This window comes from Sorangium sp. So ce448 (assembly GCF_051520915.1).
In the GTDB taxonomy this organism is placed as follows: Bacteria; Myxococcota_A; Polyangia; order Polyangiales; family Polyangiaceae; genus Sorangium; species Sorangium cellulosum_B.
The window spans coordinates 9,666,443-9,686,875 of the sequence record NZ_CP150343.1 but is presented as its reverse complement, the minus strand read 5'-3'; the positions used below and the strand labels follow the sequence as shown (position 1 = coordinate 9,686,875).

Annotated in this window: 11 protein-coding genes and 1 pseudogene; 6 read left to right on the top strand and 6 right to left on the bottom strand. The window is 71.1% G+C overall.

Going from position 1 to position 20,433, the window contains the following annotated elements:
* Window positions 1-107: 107 nt before the first annotated feature.
* Window positions 108-5,579, bottom strand: a complete 5,472-nt coding sequence (locus WMF45_RS36690; protein WP_437710327.1) for an SDR family NAD(P)-dependent oxidoreductase — start codon at window positions 5,577-5,579, stop codon at window positions 108-110.
* Window positions 5,566-10,806: an amino acid adenylation domain-containing protein gene (locus tag WMF45_RS36685; protein WP_437710325.1), complete on the bottom strand. Its 5,241-nt coding sequence runs from the start codon at window positions 10,804-10,806 to the stop codon at window positions 5,566-5,568. Before WMF45_RS36685 ends, WMF45_RS36690 begins: the two co-directional genes overlap by 14 nt.
* A 780-nt stretch (window positions 10,807-11,586) precedes the next feature.
* On the opposite strand from WMF45_RS36685, the gene WMF45_RS36680 reads away from it, so the two are divergent.
* The 4 genes from WMF45_RS36680 (at window position 11,587) to WMF45_RS36665 (ending at window position 15,537) form a co-directional block, all read left to right on the top strand.
* A complete protein-coding gene (locus WMF45_RS36680) occupies window positions 11,587-12,039 on the top strand; it encodes an Rrf2 family transcriptional regulator (protein WP_437710324.1) in 453 nt (150 codons plus the stop codon).
* Window positions 12,040-12,278: 239 nt separating this feature from the next.
* A complete protein-coding gene (locus WMF45_RS36675; RefSeq protein WP_437710322.1) occupies window positions 12,279-13,613 on the top strand; it encodes a methyltransferase domain-containing protein in 1,335 nt (444 codons plus the stop codon).
* 216 nt (window positions 13,614-13,829) lie between these two features.
* Window positions 13,830-14,258 carry a hypothetical protein gene (locus WMF45_RS36670; protein ID WP_437710320.1) on the top strand — a complete coding sequence of 143 codons (429 nt, stop codon included), beginning with the start codon at window positions 13,830-13,832 and terminating at the stop codon, window positions 14,256-14,258.
* Between the two features lie 22 nt (window positions 14,259-14,280).
* Window positions 14,281-15,537: an FG-GAP repeat domain-containing protein gene (locus WMF45_RS36665; protein WP_437710319.1), complete on the top strand. Its 1,257-nt coding sequence runs from the start codon at window positions 14,281-14,283 to the stop codon at window positions 15,535-15,537.
* 136 nt (window positions 15,538-15,673) lie between these two features.
* Here WMF45_RS36665 and WMF45_RS36660 read toward each other — a convergent pair whose 3' ends face one another.
* Window positions 15,674-16,231 carry a dihydrofolate reductase family protein gene (locus tag WMF45_RS36660; protein WP_437710317.1) on the bottom strand — a complete coding sequence of 186 codons (558 nt, stop codon included), beginning with the start codon at window positions 16,229-16,231 and terminating at the stop codon, window positions 15,674-15,676.
* A 48-nt stretch (window positions 16,232-16,279) separates the two neighbouring features.
* Window positions 16,280-16,554, bottom strand: a pseudogene (locus tag WMF45_RS36655) (glutathione S-transferase C-terminal domain-containing protein); the annotation flags it as partial.
* 29 nt (window positions 16,555-16,583) lie between these two features.
* Here WMF45_RS36655 and WMF45_RS36650 point away from each other — a divergent pair.
* The gene (locus WMF45_RS36650) at window positions 16,584-16,880 is read left to right on the top strand and encodes a hypothetical protein (protein WP_437710315.1); all 297 of its coding nucleotides are present in this window, start codon (window positions 16,584-16,586) and stop codon (window positions 16,878-16,880) included.
* A 186-nt stretch (window positions 16,881-17,066) separates the two neighbouring features.
* Window positions 17,067-17,918 carry a fibro-slime domain-containing protein gene (locus tag WMF45_RS36645; protein WP_437710313.1) on the top strand — a complete coding sequence of 284 codons (852 nt, stop codon included), beginning with the start codon at window positions 17,067-17,069 and terminating at the stop codon, window positions 17,916-17,918.
* A 218-nt stretch (window positions 17,919-18,136) separates the two neighbouring features.
* On the opposite strand, the gene WMF45_RS36640 is transcribed toward WMF45_RS36645, so the two are convergent.
* Both WMF45_RS36640 and WMF45_RS36635 read right to left on the bottom strand, forming a co-directional pair.
* Window positions 18,137-19,945, bottom strand: a complete 1,809-nt coding sequence (locus tag WMF45_RS36640; protein ID WP_437710311.1) for an FAD-dependent monooxygenase — start codon at window positions 19,943-19,945, stop codon at window positions 18,137-18,139.
* Window positions 19,942-20,394 carry a hypothetical protein gene (locus WMF45_RS36635; RefSeq protein ID WP_437710309.1) on the bottom strand — a complete coding sequence of 151 codons (453 nt, stop codon included), beginning with the start codon at window positions 20,392-20,394 and terminating at the stop codon, window positions 19,942-19,944. The genes WMF45_RS36640 and WMF45_RS36635 overlap by 4 nt, the downstream gene beginning before the upstream one ends.
* Window positions 20,395-20,433: the final 39 nt, after the last annotated feature.

Below are 20,433 nucleotides of genomic sequence, written 5' to 3'. Positions count from 1 at the left end.
ACCTCCGCCGCGCGCCCTGGCCGCACTCGAGCCCGCGCGACCGCGCGGGGGCGTCGCCGTCGCCGCTCCACACCCATGGTAAAGAGCCCGCCGGCCGGGCGTCAACATCAGCCCTGATGTCCCGCCGCCTCGAGGGCCGCCCGCAGATGATCGGCCATGACTTGCACGTTCGGCGGCAAATTCATGGTGATGTGATTGCCAGGGACCTCGTGGACAGTGAGCTGGCCCTGGATCAAATCGAGCCATCCCCGCGCCGGGTTGTTCACGGTCATGGCGTCGCGCTCGCTCGCCTCGAAGAAGAGCACGTCACCCGGGTAGGGGCGGGGGACATAGCGCAGCATCGCCTGCAGGTTGGCGGTGACGATCTTGCGGAACGTGGCGAGCTCCTGGAGCGCCAGCTTCGGGAACATCCGGGAGACACCCTTCTTGCGCTGGAGCACGTGGAGCAGCTGCTCGTCCGGGGAGAGGTGCCGGATCTCCTCCGCGGGGACGGGGAGACTCGCATCGCCGCTGATCAGGTAGGCGAGGCGCTCGGGGGTGTCGAGATCCTCGGGGAACACCGCCGAGGGCGCGGGCGTGTCGATCATCATGAGAAGCGCGACGCGCTCGCCCCCGGAGATGAGCTGGTGCGCCATCTCGAAGGCGACGACCCCGCCGAAGGACGACCCGCCGAGCACGTAGGGGCCCTCCGGCTGGATGTGCCGCCGTACCGCCTCGAGGTAGCGCGCGGCCATCTCCTCGACGCGGGTCAAGGGCGGCGCCTTGCCTTCGATGCCCTGCGCCTGCAGCCCGTACACGGGCTGCGCCGGGTCCAGGCAGGTGGCGAGATCGTGGTAGAAGTAAACGTGCCCTCCGACCGGGTGCATCAGGAAGAGCGGCCGCCCGGTGCCGGGCTTGATCCGCACGAGCGACGCGGGCAAGAGGCGCGCGGGAGAGCGCCTCGACAGCGAGGTGGATGAGGGCGAGTCGGACTGCGCGACGAGCTCGGCCAGGGCCGCCACGGTCGGCGCGTTGAGCAGGCTGTGGCCGGGGAGATCCATGTTCACGACGCTGCGCAGCCGGGAGATGAGCTGGACGGCGAGCAGCGAGTCGCCGCCGAGCGCGAAGAAGTCGTCGTGGACGCCGATCCGCTCGATGCCGAACAGCTTCTCCCACGTCTCGGCGACGGCGCGCTCCAGCGGATCGCGCGGCGCCACGTAGGCCGTGCCGAGGTCGGGCCGCGGGTGGACCGATCTCGGGATGCCCTCGGACTCGACGTCCCGCGAGGGCGGCGCGTTCGAGCCGGGCGCGCTCGAGCTGGCCGCGGCGCGCTGCCTGGCCTGCGCTTCCCGCTTCAGGACCAGGACGTGGGGCGTGGGGCTCGTGAGGACGCGCATCCAGGCGTCGAGCGCCTCGTCGCGCGAGAGCCCCTCCTCCGCGGAGGCCGGACCGCCGTCGCTCGACGCGGGCGCAGGTTCGAGCTCCTTGCCGCGCGAGGTGTCCTTCTGCTGCCACGGGTCCCACTCGATCGCGATCGTGAGCGGGCCGTCCCCGGCGGCCCGCCGCTGCGCGAAGGCGCCGAGGAAGGCGGTCGCGGCGCACTGGCCCGCGAGGCCCGCCCCGCGGGCGCCCGCGGTCCGCGCGGCGCACAGCGCGACGAAATCGGGCCGGAGCCCCCGGAGCGCCTCGTCGAGGACGAGCGCGCCGTCGACCTTCGGGGCGAGCAGCGCCTCGCCCTCCTCGCGCGTCATGCGGTGGAGGGGCACGGCGCGGCCGGCGCCCGCCGCGTGGACGACGCCGTCGATCCGCCCGAAGCGCTGGAGCGCCTCGGCCACGGCGCGCTGCATGTCGTCGAGCCGCGTGACGTCGGCCGTCACGAGGAGCACCTCGGCGCCGAGCCGCTCCATCTCGAGCACCGCGCCGACCTTGCGGCGCAGCGCTGCGGGGGCGCCCGCGCCGGAAACGCCCGCGTCGGCGAGGCCGCCCCACGCCTCCCGGGGCGGGAGCGCTGTCCGGCCCGTGAGCACGAGCTTCGCGCGCGCGACCTTCGCGAGGTGCTCCGCGAGGGCGGAGCCGACGGCCCCGAGCCCGCCGGCGATCAGGTAGACGCCGCCCTCCTTGAGGCGCGGCGGCAGGCCTTCGGCGCGGTCCATGCGTGCGGGCTCGAAGATCCGGACCCAGCGCTCGCCGCTCCGGTAGGCGATGACGGGCTCGGTCTGCTCCAGCGTGACCTCGGCGAGGAGCTGGTCGATGAGCCTCGCCTCCTGGAGCGTCCGCGGCTCCGGCAGGTCGATGTCGACGCTGATGCACGAGATGTTCGGGTACGCCCTGGGGATGGCCTCGCACGGGCCGAGCAGCGTGGCCTTCTCGGGGCAGAGCACCGACGCGTCGGTCACCTTCTGCATGTGGCTCGTCACGACCCCGAGCCGCACCTCGTCGCGGAGCCCCGCGTCGCCGATGCCCTGGGCCAGCGCGACGAGGCTGGCGAACCCGAGCCGCTGGGCGTCCGCGAGGCGGCCGGCGTCGAGCGGCCCGCGCGCGGGCTTCGTCACGCCCCACAGGAACATGATGCGCGAGGGGGACACGCCCGCCGCGCGGAGCGCGCCGAAGAGGGACGCGTGGTCCGCGCGGCTCGCGGGGGCGACGGTGAACTCGCCCTCACCCGTCTCGGCGAAGCCCTCGCCCGGCCGCACGGTGATGACCTTGTAGCCGTCCCGGCGGAGCCGCATCTCCATCCGGGCGCCCAGCCCGTAGCTGTCGGCGAAGACGACGCAGCACTGCGCCCTGGCCGGCCGGGCCGACGCCTTCATCGACCCCGACAGCACCGAGCGCTTCCAGGCCAGGAGGTGGAGCAGGCCGGCCGGCTCCGGCGCGCTGCGCGCCGGCCGGCGCGCGGCGCTCGAGGCGGCGGGCGCGGGCGGGTCGATCCAGTACCGCTTCCGCTCGAACGGGTAGGTCGGCAGGGGCACGCGCCGGCGGGGCTCGTGGGTGTAGAAGCCCGACCAGTCGACGCGGACGCCGGAGAGCCAGAGCTGGCCCAGCGTCTCCAGCAGGAACCCGATGTCGGACTGGCGGTGGTGGACGTGCCGGATCGACGAGAGCATCACCCGGCGGGCGCCCCGCGCGGGGTGCTGCTTGGCCAGGGTCGCGAGCACCCGGCCCGGGCCGACCTCGAGCAGGGCGCGCGTCGGATCGGCGAGCACCTCGCCGAGCCCCGCCATGAAGCGCACCGGCTCGCGCACGTGCCTCGCCCAGTACCCGGGGTCCTGCGCGTCGGCCGCGGACAGCCAGGTGCCGGTGACGTTCGACACGATCGGGATCTTCGGGGCGCTCGGGCGCGCGCGGGCCACGATCGCGGTGAACGACGCGAGCATCGGCTCCATCATCCGGGAGTGGAACGCGTGCGACGTCTGGAGGCGCGTGCACTCCAGCTCGCGCTCGGCGAAGAGCCGGTCGGAGAGCGCCTCGACGGCGTCCTCGGGCCCGGCCACGACGCAGGCGGCCGGCCCGTTGACGGCCGCGAGCGAGAGCGCGCCGCCCCCCTCGTCGAGCAGCGGCTGCACCTCGGCCTCGGGCAGCGGGACCGCGAGCATCGCGCCCGGCGGCATCTCCTGCATCAGCTTGCCCCGCCGGGCGACGATCTTCAGCGCGTCCTCCAGCGAGAAGACGCCCGCGAGGCAGGCCGCGACGTACTCGCCGAGGCTGTGGCCGATCATCGCCGCGGGCCGGATGCCCCACTCCATCCAGAGCGTGGCGAGCGCGTACTCGATCACGAAGAGCGCGGGCTGGGCGAAGCGCGTCTGCTTGAGCAGCTCCGCGGCCGCCGCCTCCCGCCCCGGGGGCGGGTAGATCACCTCGCGGAGATCGAACCCGAGCTCGGGCTGGAGCATGGCCGCGCAGAGATCGACGCCGGCGCAGAACGTGGGCTCCCGCTCGTACAGCTCCCGCGCCATGCCGGCGTACTGCGTGCCCTGCCCCGGGAACATGAGGACGACCGGGCGATCGATGGCCTCCTCGACGTGCGCGAGGACCCGCCGCTCCCCGAGCGTCGACAGCAGGCTCACCGCCTCGTCTGCGTCGTTGCAGACGAGCATGCGCCGGTGCGGGAACGTCTTGCGGCCGACCTGGAGCGTGAACGTGACGTCCGGCAGGCTGACGTCCGGGTGCGCCTTGAGGTACCCGACGAGGTTCTCGGTGATCGTGTCGAGCGCGGTCCTCGTGCGGGCGGAGAGCAGGAGGAGCTGCCAGGACCGCCCGCCGGGCGCCGCCGCCGCGTGGGGCGCCTCCTCGAGGATGGCGTGGGCGTTGGTGCCGCCGATGCCGAACGAGCTCACGCCGGCGCGGCGGGGCCCGTCGCCGGGCTCCCAGTCCGCGAGCGCCGCGTTGACGTAGAACGGGCTGTTCGCGAAGTCGATCTCCGGGTTCGGCGTCTTGAAGTGCAGGCTCGCCGGGATCTGCCGGTGGCGGAGCGCCTGCACGACCTTGATCACGCCGGTGATGCCGGCGGCGACGTCGAGGTGCCCGACGTTCGGCTTGACCGAGCCGAGCGCGCACCAGCCCTTGCGCTGGCCGCGGGACCGGGCGCGGAACGCCCGGGTGAGCGCCGCGACCTCGATGGGATCCCCGAGGCGCGTGCCGGTGCCGTGGGCCTCCACGTAGCGGATCGTCTCGGGATCGGTGTTCGCCATCGCCAGGGCCTGCGCGATGACCTGCGCCTGCCCCTCCACGCCCGGCGCGGTGAACCCGATCTTGCCCGAGCCGTCGTTGTTGACGGCCGAGCCCCGGATCACCGCCTCGATGTGATCGCCGCTGTCGAGGGCGTCCTCGAGCCGGCGCAGCACGATGACGCCCGCGCCGTTGCCGACCACCGTCCCCTGCGCCTCGGCGTCGAACGCGCGGCAGCGCCCGTCGGGCGAGAGGATCATGCCGTGCCGGTACAGGTAACCCGACCGCGTGGGGACGTTGATGGCCACGCCGCCGGCCAGCGCCATGTCGCACTGGTAGGTGAGCAGCGCCTGGCAGGCCATGTGGACGGCCACGAGCGAGGTGGAACAGGCGGTCTGGACCGCGACGCTCGGCCCGCGGAGGTTCAGCTTGTACGACGTCCGCGTGGGCAGGAAGTCCTTGTCGTTGGCGACGTAGACTTGATAGTCCATCGCCTTCCTGAGCTCGTGGTTCGGGTAAAGGTTGCTCAGGAAATACGTGTCGTGGCCGCTCGCGCCCGCGTAGACGCCGATGGTCCCCTTGAACGCCTCGGGGTTGTACCCGGCGTGCTCGAGCGCCTCCCACGCGCACTCCAGGAAGAAGCGGTGCTGCGGATCCAGGATCTCGGCCTCTCGCGGGGTCATCCCGAAGAAGGCCGCGTCGAACCACTCCACCTCGTCGAGCACGGCCCGCGCGCGGACGTAGCTCGGGTCCGAGGCCACCTCCGGGGGCACGCCCGCCGCGGCGAGATCCTGATCCGAGAGCGCCGCGATCGACTCGACCCCATCGCGCAGGTTCTGCCAGAAGGCGTCGACGCTCCTCGCGCCCGGGAAGCGGCCGGCCATCCCGATGATCGCGATTTGGTCCTCCGGGACCGGTTGATCAAGCGGATCCATTCTGTCTGCTCTTGGCTGCCTGCTTCTTTCGTTTCAGGATCTCTCGCTGCTTCAGCGCCCGGGCGTCGGCCTCCGAGAGGTCGCTCCCGCCGCCGCTGCCGCTCGCGAGGAACGCGGCGAGATCGGTGACCGTCGGGCGCGCGAACAGATCGACGATGGAGAGATCGCTGCCGAACGACTCCCGGACGCGCTCGTGGAGGCGCATCAGGAGCAGCGAGTGGCCGCCCAGATCGAAGAAGTTGTCCTGCACGCTCACGCGCTCGATGCCGAGGACGTCCTGCCATATCGCGGTGAGCCGCTCCTCGAGCGAGCTCCGCGGCGCCACCAGGGGCGCGCTCTCGGGGCGGAGCTCGACGGGGGCCGGCAGGGCGCGGCGGTCCACCTTGCCGTTGCCCGTGAGGGGCAGCGCGTCGAGCAGCACGATGGCCGAGGGGTGCATGTAGTCGGGCAGCCGCCGCTGCGCGTGATCGCGGATCGCACGCTCGAGCCCGCCGGTCGGATCCGCCATGAACGGGCGCGCGCGGGCCCCGGCTTGCGCGGGCGGCGCCGCGGCCCTGCCGCCGTGCGGGACGACGTACGCCACGAGGCGCCGGTCGCCCGAGCGCGCCGGCTGCGCCACCACGACCACCTCGCGCACGGCCGGGTGCTCGCCGAGGACCACCTCGATCTCGCCGAGCTCGATCCGGTAACCGCGGACCTTGACCTGCTGATCCATGCGGCCGAGGAACTCGAGCTGCCCGTCCGGCATCAGGCGGACGCGATCGCCGGTCCGGTACAGCCGCCCTCCCGGCTCGCCGCCGATGGGATCGCGGATGAACCGCTCCGCGGTGAGCTCCGGCAGATCGAGGTAGCCGCGCGCGAGGCCCTCTCCGCCGATGCAGAGCTCCCCGGGGACGCCGGCCGGGACCTCGTTGAGATCCCGGTCGAGCACGTGCACCCTCGTGCCGGGGATCGGGCTTCCGATGGGCACCGTGTGGCCGACCGGGCGCTCCACCGCGGCGCAGCAGGCGAACGTCGCGGCCTCCGTGGGCCCGTAGCCGTTGATCATCCGGCACCCCGGGAGCTCGGCGAGGACCCGGTTGACGTGCTGCGGGGACAGGACGTCCCCCCCGGCCACGATCTGGCGCAGGCCGCGCAGCGCCGTGATCCGCTCGTCCACGAGGAGGTGGAAGACGCCGGCGGTGAGCCACACCGTGGTCACCCCGTGCTGCCGGATCACGCGATCCAGGTCGTCGAGCGACGCGGGCGCGGGGGGCATGACGACCAGCCGGCCGCCGTTGAGGAGCGCGCCCCAGATCTCGAACTGCGACGTGTCGAAGGAGATCGACGCGAGCTGCAGGAAGACCTCGTCCGGCGCGAAGCGCGCGTACGTCGTGCCCTTGACGAGCCGGGCCACGCCCCGGTGCGGCACGGCCACGCCCTTGGGCCGGCCGGTGGAGCCCGACGTGTACATGACATAGGCGAGCTGGTCCGGCGTCGCCAGCTCCGTCGGGTTGTCGTCGCGCGCCCGGCCGATCTCCTCGGGATCCGCGTCCAGGCAGAGGACGCGCGCGCGGCACCCCGGCAGCACCGCGCCGACGCGCACCTGGGTGAGCATCACGCGGACCCGGGCCTGCTCCAGCATGAACGCGAGGCGCTCGGTGGGGTAGGTCGGATCCAGGGGCACGAAGGCGAGGCCCGCCTTCAGCACGCCGAGGAGCGCGACGATCATCTCGATCGACCGGTACATGCACACGGCCACGCGGTCTTCGGGCGCGAGGGCGCCCTCGTCGGTGCGCGCGAGGGCCCCCTCGTCGGGGCCGGGCGCGGCTTCGGGCCCCGGCGCCCCCGGCGCCCCCGGCGCGCGGAGGCCGAGCAGGGTGTGCGCGAGCTGGTTGGCCCGCCGGTTCAGCTCCCGGTAGGTGAGCGACGTGACGTTGCCCGCGCCGTCGTCGAAGACGACCGCGACGGCCTCGGGAGAGCGCTCGACCTGGGCCTCGAAGAGGCGGTGAATGCACGCGTCCGACCCGGGGCCGGCCGGGGCGGTGCCCCACGCGCGGAGCGCGCTCCGCTCCTCGGGCGTGAGCAGCGGCAGCGCCGAGAGGCGCAGATCGACGTCGCGCGACGCGCCCTCGAGCAGGGCCTCGTAGTGGCCCGCCATCCGCTCGATGGTGCGGGCGTCGAACAGCGCGGTGCTGTACTCGATGCGCCCGATGATGCCGTCCTCGCGCTCGTCGAGCTCCAGCATCAGGTCGAACTTGGACGCGCCCGTGTCCACGTCGAGCTGGCTCAGGGTCCAGCCCGGATCGAGCGCCGGCACGGGCGGCTCCAGCACGAAGGCGACCTGGAACAGCGGGTTCTGGCCGGGGACCCGCTTCGGCTGGAGCGCCTGCACGACGCTGGCGAACGGCACGTCCTGGTGCGAGAGCGCGGCCTGGCTCACCGCCCGCACGCGCCCGAGCAGCTGCCGGAACGTCGGGTCGCCGCGCAGGTCGGTGCGCAGCACGAGCGTGTTCAGGAAGAAGCCGAGGAGGTCCTCGGTCTCCGGCGGGTGGCGGCACGACGCGGACGTGCCCACGACGACCTCGTCCTGCCGCGCGTACCGGTAGAGCATCGCCTTGAAGGCCGAGAGCAGGACCACGAAGAGCGTGACGCCCTGCTCCCTGGCCAGCGCCTTCAGCCGGAGCGTGAGCTCCCGCGACAGGGCGACGCAGTGGCGGGCCCCCGCGAGGCTCGGGGCGGCCGGGCGCGGCCTGTCGGTCGGCAGCTCCAGGGTGGGCAGGTCGGCGAGCTGTCGCCTCCAGTAATCGAGCTGCGGCTGGAGGGCGCCGTTCAGCTGCTGCTCCCGCTGCCAGACCGCGTAATCGGCGTAGTGGATCGCGCGCTCGGGCAGCGGCGACGGCCTGCCCGCGGCGAACGCCTGGTAGAGCGCGTGGAGCTCCCTCGGGAGCGCGTCGAAGATGGAGACTCCATCCATCAGGATGTGGTGCACCACCACGAACAGCACGTGGTCGGCCTCGTCGAGCCGGACCAGCGTGGCCCGGAGCAGCGGGCCGCGGGCGAGATCGAACGGGCGCCGGGCCTCGTCTGTGGCGAGCGCGACGGCGCGCCCCCACCGCGTTTCGGCCGACAGCGCCGGCAGCGCGGTCAGCTCGACGACCGGCAGATCGAGCGGCGCCGGGGGCAGGATCTGCTGCACGGGCTCGCCGCCGACGACCGCGACGACGCTCCTCAGGATCTCGTGGCGCCTGAGGAGCTCGTCGAGGGCGCGCCCCAGGACCGGGACGTCGAGGGGCCCGCGGAGGCGCAGGGAGAACGGCTCGTTGTAGAACAGCGCGCCCGGGTGGAGCGAGGCGTGGAGCCAGATCTGCCGCTGCCCGTGCGAGAGGGGGATGGGCCGGTCGCGCGGCGCAGGCCGGATGGCCGCGGCGGCCGGGCGCTGCTTCGGCCGGGGGAGCGACTCCACGAGCTCGGCCAGCGCGGCGACCGTGGGGGCGTCGCACAGGCTCTGCAGGGAGAGCTCGACGCCGAGCGCGCGGCGCAGCCGCGACAGCACCCGCGCGGCGAGCAGCGAGTGCGCCCCGAGGTCGAAGACGTCGTCGTGGACGCCGAGGTGCTCGATCCCGAGCGCCTCGGCCCACGCCGCGGCGATCGCCGCCTCGATCTGGTTGCGCGGCGCGAGGGGCTCGCCGTCGCCGCGATCGGGCCGGGCGGCGTCCGGCGGCGGCAGGGCCGCGCGGTCCACCTTCCCGCTGGGGCCGAGCGGCAGCGCGTCGAGCAGCACGAACGTCGACGGGATCATGACCTCGGGGAGGCTCTCGCGGAGGAAGCTGCGCAGCGCGGGCACGACGGCCCGGGGGGCGGCCGGGGGCGCGTCCGGCGCGTCCGGGCGCGCGACGACGTAGGCGACGAGGCGGCCCTCGCTGGCGACGGCCACCGCCGCGCGGACGGCGGGGTGGCGCCCGAGCGCGGCCTCGACCTCGCCGAGCTCGACGCGGTGGCCGCGGATCTTCACCTGCTGGTCGACGCGCCCGAGGAAGGCGAGATCGCCGCCGGGCAGGCGGCGCACCACGTCCCCCGTGCGGTAGAGCCGGGCCTCCGGGGTGGAGCTGAACGGATCGGGGACGAACCGCGCCGCCGTGAGCTCGGGCCGTCCCAGGTAGCTCCGGGCCAGCCCGGGTCCACCGAGGTAGAGCTCGCCGGCCTCGCCGTCCGGGACCGGGCGCATGGCATGGTCGAGCACGTAGCAGCGCGCGTTCCTGATCGGCCGGCCGATGGAGAGGGGCTCGCCGGGGTCCCGAACCGGGTCGAGCCCGTCGGCCATCGTGGCGCACACGGTGAACTCGGTGGGACCGTAGGCGTTGATGAACCTGCGCCCCTGCGCCCAGCGCGCGGCGAGGTCGGCCGGGCAGGTCTCGCCGGCGACGATGAGGGTCCGGAGCGCGGGCAGCGAGCGCTCCGCGCCCTCGGGGAAGGCGGCGAGCGCGGAGGGGGGGAAGGTCGCGATCGACACCTCCTCCGCGCGCATCCGATCGAGCAGCGCAGGCCCGGGGATCATCTCGGCCTGCGCCCCCATCACCAGGGTGCCTCCGCGGGCGAGCGTCATCGCGATCTCCCAGACCGACGCATCGAAGCTGAGGGACGCGAACTGGAGCACGCGGCAGCCCGGCGCCACGTCGAATCGATCGGCCAGCGCGCGGGTGAGGTTGGTGAGGCCGCGGTGCGTCAGCAGCGTGCCCTTGGGCCTGCCGGTCGAGCCCGACGTGTAGATGACGTAGGCGAGGTCGTCGGGGCCCGTGGTGTCCGGCGGGTCCTCGCCGCTGAAGCCCGCGGTCAGATCGCGATCGCCGTCCAGGAGGACCACGCGCGCCCCGTGGCGCGGCAGCGACGGGAGCAGCCGCGCCTGGGTGAGCAGGACGGGCGCCCCGGCGTCCTCGAGCATGAAGGCGACCCGCTCCCGCGGGTACGCGGGGTCGACAGGGACATAGGCGCCGCCGGCCTTGAGCGCCGCGAGCAGCCCGATGAGCGCCTCCAGGGAGCGCTCGGCGCAGAGCGCGACGAGGACGTCGCGGCCGACGCCCAGGCTCCTCAGGTGGTGCGCGAGCTGGTTCGCGCGGCGATTCAGCTCCTGATAGGTGAGCCGGTCAGGGCCGAAGGATGCGGCCACGACGCCGGGTGTGCGCCCGGCCTGGAGCTCGAACGAGCGGTGAATGCTGGCGTCCTCGGAGCTGGAGTCGTGATAGGTCATGTCGTGTGTTGTGGCAGGAGTCTCTTCAGGGGCAGAACATCAGCCGCCGTGTGCGAGCCCGAGCAGCGACGCGAGGGCGTCACGCATCTCGTTTAGAACCGTCCCAGGAGCACCGGAGTGAGCTCCAGGGCGGCAGCCGGTGACACGGGCGCGCCCCCGACGTTTCAGGGGCGCGGTCGGCACGGATACCATGCTGCATCACACTGGTACTCACGCTTCGATGGGCGAGTCCATCGACGCCGTGGCAGGGTGACGGTCCACAATTCAAGGCTATTCGCAGCGCAGCCGATTACACACAATCTCGGAATGAAGGTCAAGCGGGACGTACGGCTTTTTTCGGCGTGGAGGGGCATGTGGTCGCGGCGCTGCGTCATGAGGCGATCGCTCCCGGCCGGCAGTCGTGTCCCGCTTGTCCCGCTTGTCCCGCTTGGCCCGCGTGGCCCGCGACGACCGCGCCGGGCTCGCACACCGCGAACGAGGCGTCGGGAGCACTCGTAATCAGGTGGTGATCGACGATGTCCCGATTGCCGATCGTACGGGTTTCATGAATCGAACATCGCCGATCTTCAGAGGTCGCCGAGAGGGGCTGTCGAGCGTCCGCCCCGGCCCCGACCGCGCCGAGACATCCCTCGCGCGGAGCCCTGCCGCGGGGCGGGCCCGCGGCGCGTCCATCGCCGGCGCCGCCTCACCGCGCCTCCGCGGCGGACGCGCCGCGACCCGGCCGAGCTTCCGCGGCCGTGCTCCTTGACAACCCTCCGTTCATGTAACATCATAAGTTGCGTGAGACGAGACAGCCGACTCTCCGGGGTGCTTCACGTCCTGCTGCACATGGCCCAGCACGAGGGGCCCTTGACGTCCGAGCAGATGGCGAAAGCCATGGACACCAATCCCGTGGTGATCCGGCGGGTCATGGCCGGTCTCCGGGAGCAGGGGTACGTCCGGTCGGAGAAGGGACACGGAGGGGGGTGGTCCCTGGCGTGCGATCTCGCGAAGGTGACCCTGCGCGACATCTACGCTGCGCTCGGCTCGCCCTCGCTGCTTGCCATCGGGAACCGGACGGAGACGCCCGGCTGCGCCGTCGAAGAGGCGGTCAACGCGGCTCTTAGCAAGTCGTTCGAGGCTGCGGAGTCGCTGCTCCTGTCGCGCCTCGGCGAGGTGACGCTCGCGGCCCTGGGCGAGGACGTGCGGACTCGGGTGGCTGCTCGCCCCGCGCCTCCCAGTGACATGAGATGAACGATGAAGGCGAATCCATCCACGCAAGCAGGCGCCGCCGATCAAGCCATCCACGCCCCTTCCCAGCGCCGCGCCGTCCTGGCAGGCGTGTGCGTCGCCCTCATGGCGGTGATCGCGAGCCGGACATGGCGCGCTCCCTCAACGAGCGCGCGCAACGAGCGCGCGCGTCGAGGAGAAGTACATCGTGGAGGCGCCCCAAAGGCCATGAGTAGTTCACAACGAGCAGGAGCCAGACCATCATGACCGAATTCTGGGAAACCGCGTTCGCCGAGAAGCAGCTGATGTGGGGACTGGAGCCGACGACGTCTGCTTCTCTCGCGCGAGACACGTTCGCTCGCGCCGGTGTCAAGAGCGTCCTGATACCCGGCATCGGCTACGGCAGGAACGCGAAGCCGTTTCTCGAGCGCGGGATGTCCGTGGCGGGGATCGAGATCTCTGCGACGGCGATCGAGCTTGCCCGCTCGCGACTCGGTCTCGAGATCCCCATCGTCCAGGGATCAGTCACCGACATGCCCTTCGACCGCCGGCAGTACGACGGCATCTTCTGCTACGGGCTCGTCTTCCTCCTGGATGCCCGCGGTCGCGAGAAGCTCATTCGAGACTGCTACCGTCAGCTGGCGCCCGGTGGGCACATGATCTTCACGATCATCTCAAAGAAGGCGCCAATGTACGGACGTGGGCTCCGGCTCGGCGACGACTGGTACGAGCGCCTGCCCGGTCTTCCGATGTACTTCTACGACGCCGAGTCGGTGAAGCGGGAGTTCGGTCCGTACGGGCTCGTCGAGCTCTCCGACATCGACGAGCCTGCGGGCAGCGGCGCGACTCTCCCATTTATCAATGTAGTCTGCAGGAGGGACGCCGTGATCGTCAGCGCAGATGAAGCCGTGAGGCGGCTCCACGCCGGACAGGTCGAGGTCACGGTCGACGGCGCGCTTGGGCAAACCCAGGTGGAGGCTATCGCGAAGGCTCTCGAGACGAGCAAGACCACTATCCTGAGGATGGGCGGCTGCCAGATCACAGACCTTGGCTGCAAGGCCATCGGAGACGCTCTCCTCGCCAACACCGCGCTCAAGGAGCTGTGGCTGTTCAACAACGAGATAGGGGACGTCGGCGGCGAGGCTCTGGGAGATGTCCTGAGAAAGAACGCTTCTCTCGCGACGCTGTGTCTCAACGAAAACCGGGTGGGCGATAGTGGGGCCAAGGCGATCGGAGAGGCCCTCCGAACGTCCACTTCATTGGTCGAGCTGGGGCTCGGGCGCAACCAGATCGGCGACGTTGGCGCCGCGGCTATCGGGGAGGCGCTCGCATCCAACAGTTCGGTGATCGCGCTCAGCCTCAACCACAATCAGATCTGTGACATCGGCGCAGCGCGTGTCGGCGACGCTCTTCGCAGCAACGCCTCGCTCAAGATTCTCCGGCTGCGCAACAACGCCATTGGGGACGTCGGCGCGGAGGCGGTGCGGACCGCGATCGCGAGGAACACCACCTTGAGGATCGTCAACTTCGAAGAAAACCCTGCGTCCCCTGCCTTTCACGCTGGCATCGAGGCAGCCCTGGAGGGGCGTCGCCAATGAGCACGGACTCGCGCGGGCGGATCCGGGCCGGCTCGGGTCGCGCGGGCATGCCTTCCCTCTTTTCGGCTGCCCTCTCACGCCACATTAGAAGTTGCATGTCGTGGCAGCGACCTCGCGGTTGACGTGAGCGAGCACCGCGCCCCGCTCCTCGCGGGGTCGGAGCGGGAAGTGCCATACCATCTGCGCGCGCCGCCGGATGGCACCGCTGTTGCTGCGATGAACCTCACGGAGATGACCCTGCCTGTCCTCGACCCTTCGTCGCCCGGAAACTCCGCGCATCCGCTGCGGCGCGGCGAGCTCGCCGCGCTGGCCGCGCTCGCGCTCCTCGGTGGGACCGGGTGCGTGGCCGAGGTCCACACCAGGACCGTCACGCCCGCGCCGGCGACCGTCACGTACCAGGAGTTCGCGGTGGTCGAGGAGCCCGTCGTTCACATCGCGGCGGCGCCGGTCCACGTCGAGACCTACCCCCGCGTGGACCACCGCGGGACCTACGTCTACCAGGTGGATGGCCGCTGGTACTATCCGGCCCACCACGGCTGGGTCTGTTCCCGCGAGGAGCCGCGCGCCCTGGTGCACCACCGCGTCGAGCTCGAGCGACGCCGCCCGCGTCATCACGCGTCCACCATCTCTACCGCGACGTGCTAAGCGCCTGGAGATGGCTTCGGGAATGGGGTTATTGCGCTGCACGCCGCTCGCCTTGGTCATCGCCTGCGCGGCCGAATCCTCGCGCGCGCCCGTCGACGCGGGCACCGACGCGCCGCCCGCGGGCACCGTCACCGCGCCCCAGCCGCTCCCGCGTGAGGCCGCCCTCGACGCACGCTTCGTGAAGATCACGCTTCACCGCGAGTTCTACTGCGAGGGGGCGAGCTTTGCGGACTTCAATCACGACGGGGTGACGGATGTCATCGCGGGCCCGGATTGGTACGAGGGTCCGGGGTATGGCACGAGCCATCCCGTGTGGCCGAAGGAAGCCTTCGATCCGCACGGCTACTCGGATTGCTTTTTCGAGTTCCCCTACGACTTCGACCACGACGGGTTCACCGACGTCCTCGTCGTCGGCTTTCCGGGTGTGCCCGCGGCCTGGTACCAGAACCCGCGCGACGGCGACGCGCTCTGGGCTCGTCACGACACGCTGCCGTGGCCGATCGACAACGAGGCGCCCCTGTTCGCCGACATCACCGGCGACGGCGTGCCGGAGCTCGTGCACATGTCGGGGGGCGCGCTCGGAACGTCGTCGCCCGGCGTGGACCCGACCGAGCCGTGGGTCTTCCGGGCGCTCACCGAGAATCGGGGGTACGGCGCGTTCACGCACGGCCTCGGCGCAGGCGACGTCAACGGGGACGGCGCAAGCGACTTGGTCGAGGCGAGCGGCTACTTCACGCGGAGCCCAGCGTCGCCCGACGGCTTGCCGCTCACGCGCGTCGAGCAGCCGTTCGGTGCCGGGGGAGCGCAGATGCAGGTGGTCGACGTGGACGGCGACGGGGACGCGGACATAGCGACCACGCTCGCCGCTCACGGCTACGGGCTCTCCTGGTTCGAGCAGGTTCCGAGCGCGGCCGGCGCTGCGTTCGTTGAGCACGTCATCGTTCCGGGGACCCCACCCGATGCCGCGTCGAGCGTGTTCATGCACGAGCCGCACGCGCTCGCCCACGCCGACATCGACGGTGACCGGCTCCAGGACCTCGTGAGCGGCGAGCGCTTCTGGGGTCATGTGCCTGCCGGCATGCCGGACTTCGACGCGCCGGCCCGGCTCTACTGGTTCGAGCAGGCGCGAGCGGCGGAACGCGTCGACTTCCAGCCCGTTCTCATCGACGACGATTCGGGGGTAGGCACCCAGCTCACGGTCGCGGACGGCAACGGAGACGGCCGGCCGGACATCGTCATCTCGAACAAGAAGGGCGCTTTCGTCTTCCTACAACGCTAGGGCGAGGATGCTCGCGCCCATCCAGGACGGCCTCCCACCGGCGCGAAACTTCCGAACTTGCCCGCGGAGCTGCGCGGCGAGAAGGCTCCCGACGACGCGCTGGCCCGCGAGCTGGGCGCGATGGCGCTCCTCTGAGTCAGCGCGCGCGCCGGTAGTGCATCGCCACCGCGCCGCAGCGGAGCGGCTTGGCCGAGACCAGCTCGAGCCGCCGCGCGGCGGGCAGCCCGCTCTGGTACAGGGTCGGGCCGTGGCCGGCGAGCCTGGGGTGGACGAGGAACCTGTACTCGTCGATGAGATCCAGCCGATCCAGCTCGGTCGCGAGCTTGCCGCTGCCGAGGAGCACGCCGGCCGGGGTCGCGTCCTTGAGCTTCTGCACGCCCATGCGCAGATCGCCGGCGATGTGGTGGCTGTTGGCCCACGGGAAGTCCTTGCGCGTGGACGACACCACGTACTTCGGCTTGGTCTCCAGCTTGACCGCCCACGCGCGCATCGCCGGAGCCGCCTCCTCGTCGCCGCGGGCGACCGCCGGCCAGTAGCTCTCCATCATCTCGTAGGTGACGCGGCCCCACAGCATCGCGCCGCTCTCGTCCATGAGGCGGGTGAAGAGGGCGTGCGTCTCGTCGTCGACGATCCCCTCCTGGTGGTCGACGCAGCCGTCCAGGGTGACGTTGATGGCGAAGGTCAGCAGTCCCATGCGGCGAGTCTCCTTCGGAACGAGGCATCGGTCAATGTTCCGGTATTGCTAGTGCCGGAAGATGTCGTCTTCGTTGAAGGGTATCCGCCGATCCGAGGCCAGGTAGGCGGCGATCCGCGGGCGCTCGGCCATGCGGTCGTGCAGGGCGACGAGACGGGGATCCTGGGCGCGAAGGCGGCCATGGCGTGCGGGAACGCGTAGCGGAGGCCCGCGATCACCTGGAACAACGAGAGATCCACGTAGGACATCGCGCCTCCCAGGACGTGACGGCCGCCGTGGCGCTCGAGGACGCGCTCGAAATAGCCGAGGAACGACATCACTCGTCCGTAGTGCGCTCGCCGGTGCGTGTCTCATGTCCAGCGCCGTCGCGACGGCGCAGGACCTCCAGTTCTTCGGCACCGGCGGCACCGGGCTCGACATCGGCCACGGCGGCGGCAAGGCCTGGGCGGTCGGCACCACCGGCAAGGTCTACCGTTTCGACACCCCGCCCGGCGCGTGGACGGAGATCGGCGGCATCACCACCGGAATGCGCATCGACGTCGATAGCGGCGGCAACCCGTGGGTCGTGACGAGGGACCAGAAGCTCTTCACCTGGAACGGCGGCTGGTATCAGGTGTACGGCGACATGACGAGCTTCAGATACGTTTGAACTTTCTGCTCCTGATGCAGAAGGTCTCCGGGGTTGCGGCCGGGGACGCCGAGCTTTTTTTGTCGAAGAATTTTTGACCCGTTCGACCCACCGCTGCCCACCGGGAAGGACGCTGGCGACGTGGGGCCTTCAACGTCGTCCCGTGCGGGTTCGATGGCTTCTGGCGGTCGGGAAAAGGGGCAAGACATGATGGCTTATCGGCGGATGGTGGTGGCGGTGTCGGCGTGCGCGACCCTCGTGGCGGCGACCGCGTGTGCAGGAGGGACCAGCGACGCTGGTGACGCTGCCTCCTACGGCTCCGGGACGGCGAGCGGCGGCTCCGGGACGGCGAGCGGCGGCGACTTCGGGCAAGATCCCCCTTTCGGCGAGATCGGGGGTAGCTCGGGCGGTAACCCGAGCTCGGGCGACGACGCCTGCGGCAGCGATCTCATCGCAATCGTCCGCGACTTCAAGGACACGCACCCTGATTTCGAGGCGGGCCGGTTCGGGAGCGACCGGGGCCTCGTGGAGGCTCAGCTCGGCGCGGACGGCAAGCCGGTGTATGCGGGCGACAGCGAGGGCACGCGGACCACGACCGGCAAGGAGGCCTTCGATCAGTGGTTCCGCGACGTGCCCGACGTGAACACCGCCGTCCAGATATCGATCCCGCTCGCCGACAGCGGGAATGGCACGTCCACGTACGACAGCGCCGACTTCTTCCCGATCGACGACATGGGGTTTGGCAACGAGGACCGGAGCCACAACTACCACTTCACGCTCGAGCTCCGCACCAAGTTTGAATACGAGGGCGGCGAGGTGTTCACCTTCTCGGGCGACGACGACCTCTTCACCTTCATCAACGGCCACCTCGCGATCGATCTGGGCGGTGTTCACAGGCCGGAGAGCGCGACCATCGACCTCGACGCGCGCGCTGAGGAGTTCGGCATCACGCCGGGCAACAGCTACACGCTCGACTTCTTCTTCGCCGAGCGCCACACGACCGAGTCGAACTTCCGCATCGACACGTCGATCGGTTGCTTCACCCCGGTCGTCAACTGAGCTCGGTCGCCCGCTGACCCGGCGCGACCTGAGCCCACAGCGCCCTTCGCGAGGAAGTGTGGCGCAGCGAACCTAAAGGGTGGGACGGCGAGCGTCGTGATGGCTCGGTCCTGGGTCGAAAGAGCGTGGTCCGGGCGGCGCCGAGCGCGCTGTGGGGCGCATCGTCTTTGCGTTGAAATCTCTCTCCGGATCCCTGGCAGGACTCCTGGTGGGTGGAACTAGACCCCGTAGACTTGCTCCACGATCGACGCGATCAGCTCCATCGATAGCGTCACGCCGCGCTGCTGGCGCCACGCGACATGCCCGTCCGGTCGGATCAGGAGCGCGCCGTCATGCTCGATCTGCGCGAGCGCGTGCACCGCGGCCCGGTGGCAGGCAGGGATGTCGGCCGAGGCGAGCCTGAACAGCCGGACGCCGTGGCGCGCCTCGACATGCTCGAGCGCCTCGAGGTCCGCAGGCAGCGCCTCGATGGCCGCGCCGAGCAGCAGGATGGAAGCGCCGTAGTCGATCATGGAGCGGCTGCCGCGCTGTCTCCTGTTGCCGTCCAGCCAGAAATGCGGGAATCGCGCGCCCGGCCGCGTCGACGGGATATACGAGGACACCCGATCATCGACCTCCGGCGGCCTCGTGCCGTCGCCGAGGAGCGCGCCCTCTTCGTACGTGTAGCCGAGATCGAGCCCTATCCTGTCGAAATGGGACCTCTGCTGCGCGATGGCCGCGAGGACACGCTCTCGCACCGAGGGATTGCTATGGTACCGCGAGAGGATGCTCTCGCCGTAGTGCTGGACCTGCCGCTCGGTCCAGGCGCGGAGCGGGGCAGGCAGGGCGCGCATCGTGGAGCTCGCCAGCTTCTCGTTGACCCACTGAGCCTCCTCGACCTGGATCCCGAAGGCCTGCGCGACCTCGCTCATCCTCTCGAAGTTGAGCCGGCTCTCGTCGCAGTTCGTCTCGATGACCGGGCGGCGCTCGGCCTCGTAGCTGTCGAGCAGGCCGGGCGCGGCCCGCCGCTCGATCACCATGGCGAGCTTCCAGGCCAGGTTGTGCGCGTCGCCGATGCCGGAGTTCATGCCGAGTCCGCCCGTGGGCGGGAAGCGATGGGCGGCGTCGCCGACAAGGAAGACGCGCCCGCTGCGGAAGCGCTCCGCCACCTGCGCTGTCATGCGCCAGTGGCTCATCGAGGTGATCTGGATGTCCACGTCGTCCCGCCCGAGCGCCGCCTTGATCTTCTTCTGCATCACCTCGGGCGTGTACTCCTCGATCTTCTCGTGCGGCGTCGCCACGGGGAGGTGAAAGACCCAGCGCTTCTCGACGTGGTGGGCGATGAACACGCTGCCCGGCGCCTTGGGGGAGAAGATGAAGTAGAGCTTGCCCCGGGTGCGGACCACGCGGCGCAGATCCGCCTGAAAATAGGCGTTGACGACGTCGAGCAGCCTGTCCGGGCCCTTCATCTCGATCCCGAGGGCCTTGCGGCTCCGGCTCCCGGCGCCGTCGGAGCAGATGACGTACTGGCTCCGGACCGAGAAGGTCTCGCCCGTCGTCCGGTCCGTGATCCGGCTCGTGACGCCCTCCGCGTCCTGCGCGAAGGACTCCCACTGGTGGTGATGGAGCGGCTGGATCCGCGGCGACGCCGAGACGCGCTCGCGGAGGAGCTTCTCCAGCTCGACCTGCGAGATGTTGAGGTAGGGCATGGGCGCCTCGAGGTGCTCTCGGTACTTGCGCCCGACGCCGTTGGCGCGCAGATCGATGCAGCCGAACTCCTCGCCGATCGTGCCGCAGAACAGGATCTTGGCGGCGTCCTCCTCCGGCGACGCCTCCGCGGACAGCTCGCCATGGCCGAGCCCCAGCTCGTGGAGGATCTCGATCGAGCGCGCCGAGAGCTCGTGGGCCTTGGGGTGTTTCTCCAGGCCCGGCCGGCGCTCGATGAGGACACAGTCGACGCCGCGCCTGGCGAGGCACAGCGCGCTCACCATGCCCGAGGGGCCAGCGCCGATGATGAGGACGGGAGCCGAGACGGTGCGATGGCTCATGTGGCACCCCCGTTCTTGTGACACAGGGAGACGCCGGCGAAGAGCAGGGCTGCGGACGTGCCCAGGTGCAGCAGGTTCGGCGGGAGGAAGCCGAGCAGGACCCGGCCACCGGCGTCGAACTCGGCGCCGGCGGCGCTCGTGAAGACGGCGGCCAGGAGGAAGCCGCCGAGTTGGAGGGCGCCCAGGAAGGCGCCTGCCCGGACACGCTCCACGGTGCGCGGCGTGGCCGTCGAGAAGAGGTGGATGGAAGCGAGCGCGCCGAGGGCCCCGGCGCTGATCTGCCAGAGCAGGTGGAACCTCGCGTGTCCGGGCCAGTCAGGGTTCCGGAGGTGATGCGGATCGAGGATATCGATCAGCCCGGTCAACAGGCCGTAAGCGACGGCCGAGAGGATGCAGAGGGCCTTGCCCACGGCCCACGCCGTGGAGGATGGCGCGCGTTCGGAGCTCATGGCAGAGGGATAAAGCACGGGAATCACGTGCACAATGAC

Bases quoted from the DNA above. Each gene is read 5' to 3' on its own strand.
- WMF45_RS36685 (WP_437710325.1), bottom strand. From the start codon at position 10,806: ATGACCTATCACGACTCCAGCTCCGAGGACGCCAGCATTCACCGCTCG.
- WMF45_RS36690 (WP_437710327.1), bottom strand. From the start codon at position 5,579: ATGGATCCGCTTGATCAACCGGTCCCGGAGGACCAAATCGCGATCATC.
- WMF45_RS36645 (WP_437710313.1), top strand. From the start codon at position 17,067: ATGATGGCTTATCGGCGGATGGTGGTGGCGGTGTCGGCGTGCGCGACC.
- WMF45_RS36635 (WP_437710309.1), bottom strand. From the start codon at position 20,394: ATGAGCTCCGAACGCGCGCCATCCTCCACGGCGTGGGCCGTGGGCAAG.
- WMF45_RS36660 (WP_437710317.1), bottom strand. From the start codon at position 16,231: ATGGGACTGCTGACCTTCGCCATCAACGTCACCCTGGACGGCTGCGTC.
- WMF45_RS36675 (WP_437710322.1), top strand. From the start codon at position 12,279: ATGACCGAATTCTGGGAAACCGCGTTCGCCGAGAAGCAGCTGATGTGG.
- WMF45_RS36650 (WP_437710315.1), top strand. From the start codon at position 16,584: ATGTCCAGCGCCGTCGCGACGGCGCAGGACCTCCAGTTCTTCGGCACC.
- WMF45_RS36640 (WP_437710311.1), bottom strand. From the start codon at position 19,945: ATGAGCCATCGCACCGTCTCGGCTCCCGTCCTCATCATCGGCGCTGGC.
- WMF45_RS36665 (WP_437710319.1), top strand. From the start codon at position 14,281: ATGGGGTTATTGCGCTGCACGCCGCTCGCCTTGGTCATCGCCTGCGCG.
- WMF45_RS36670 (WP_437710320.1), top strand. From the start codon at position 13,830: ATGAACCTCACGGAGATGACCCTGCCTGTCCTCGACCCTTCGTCGCCC.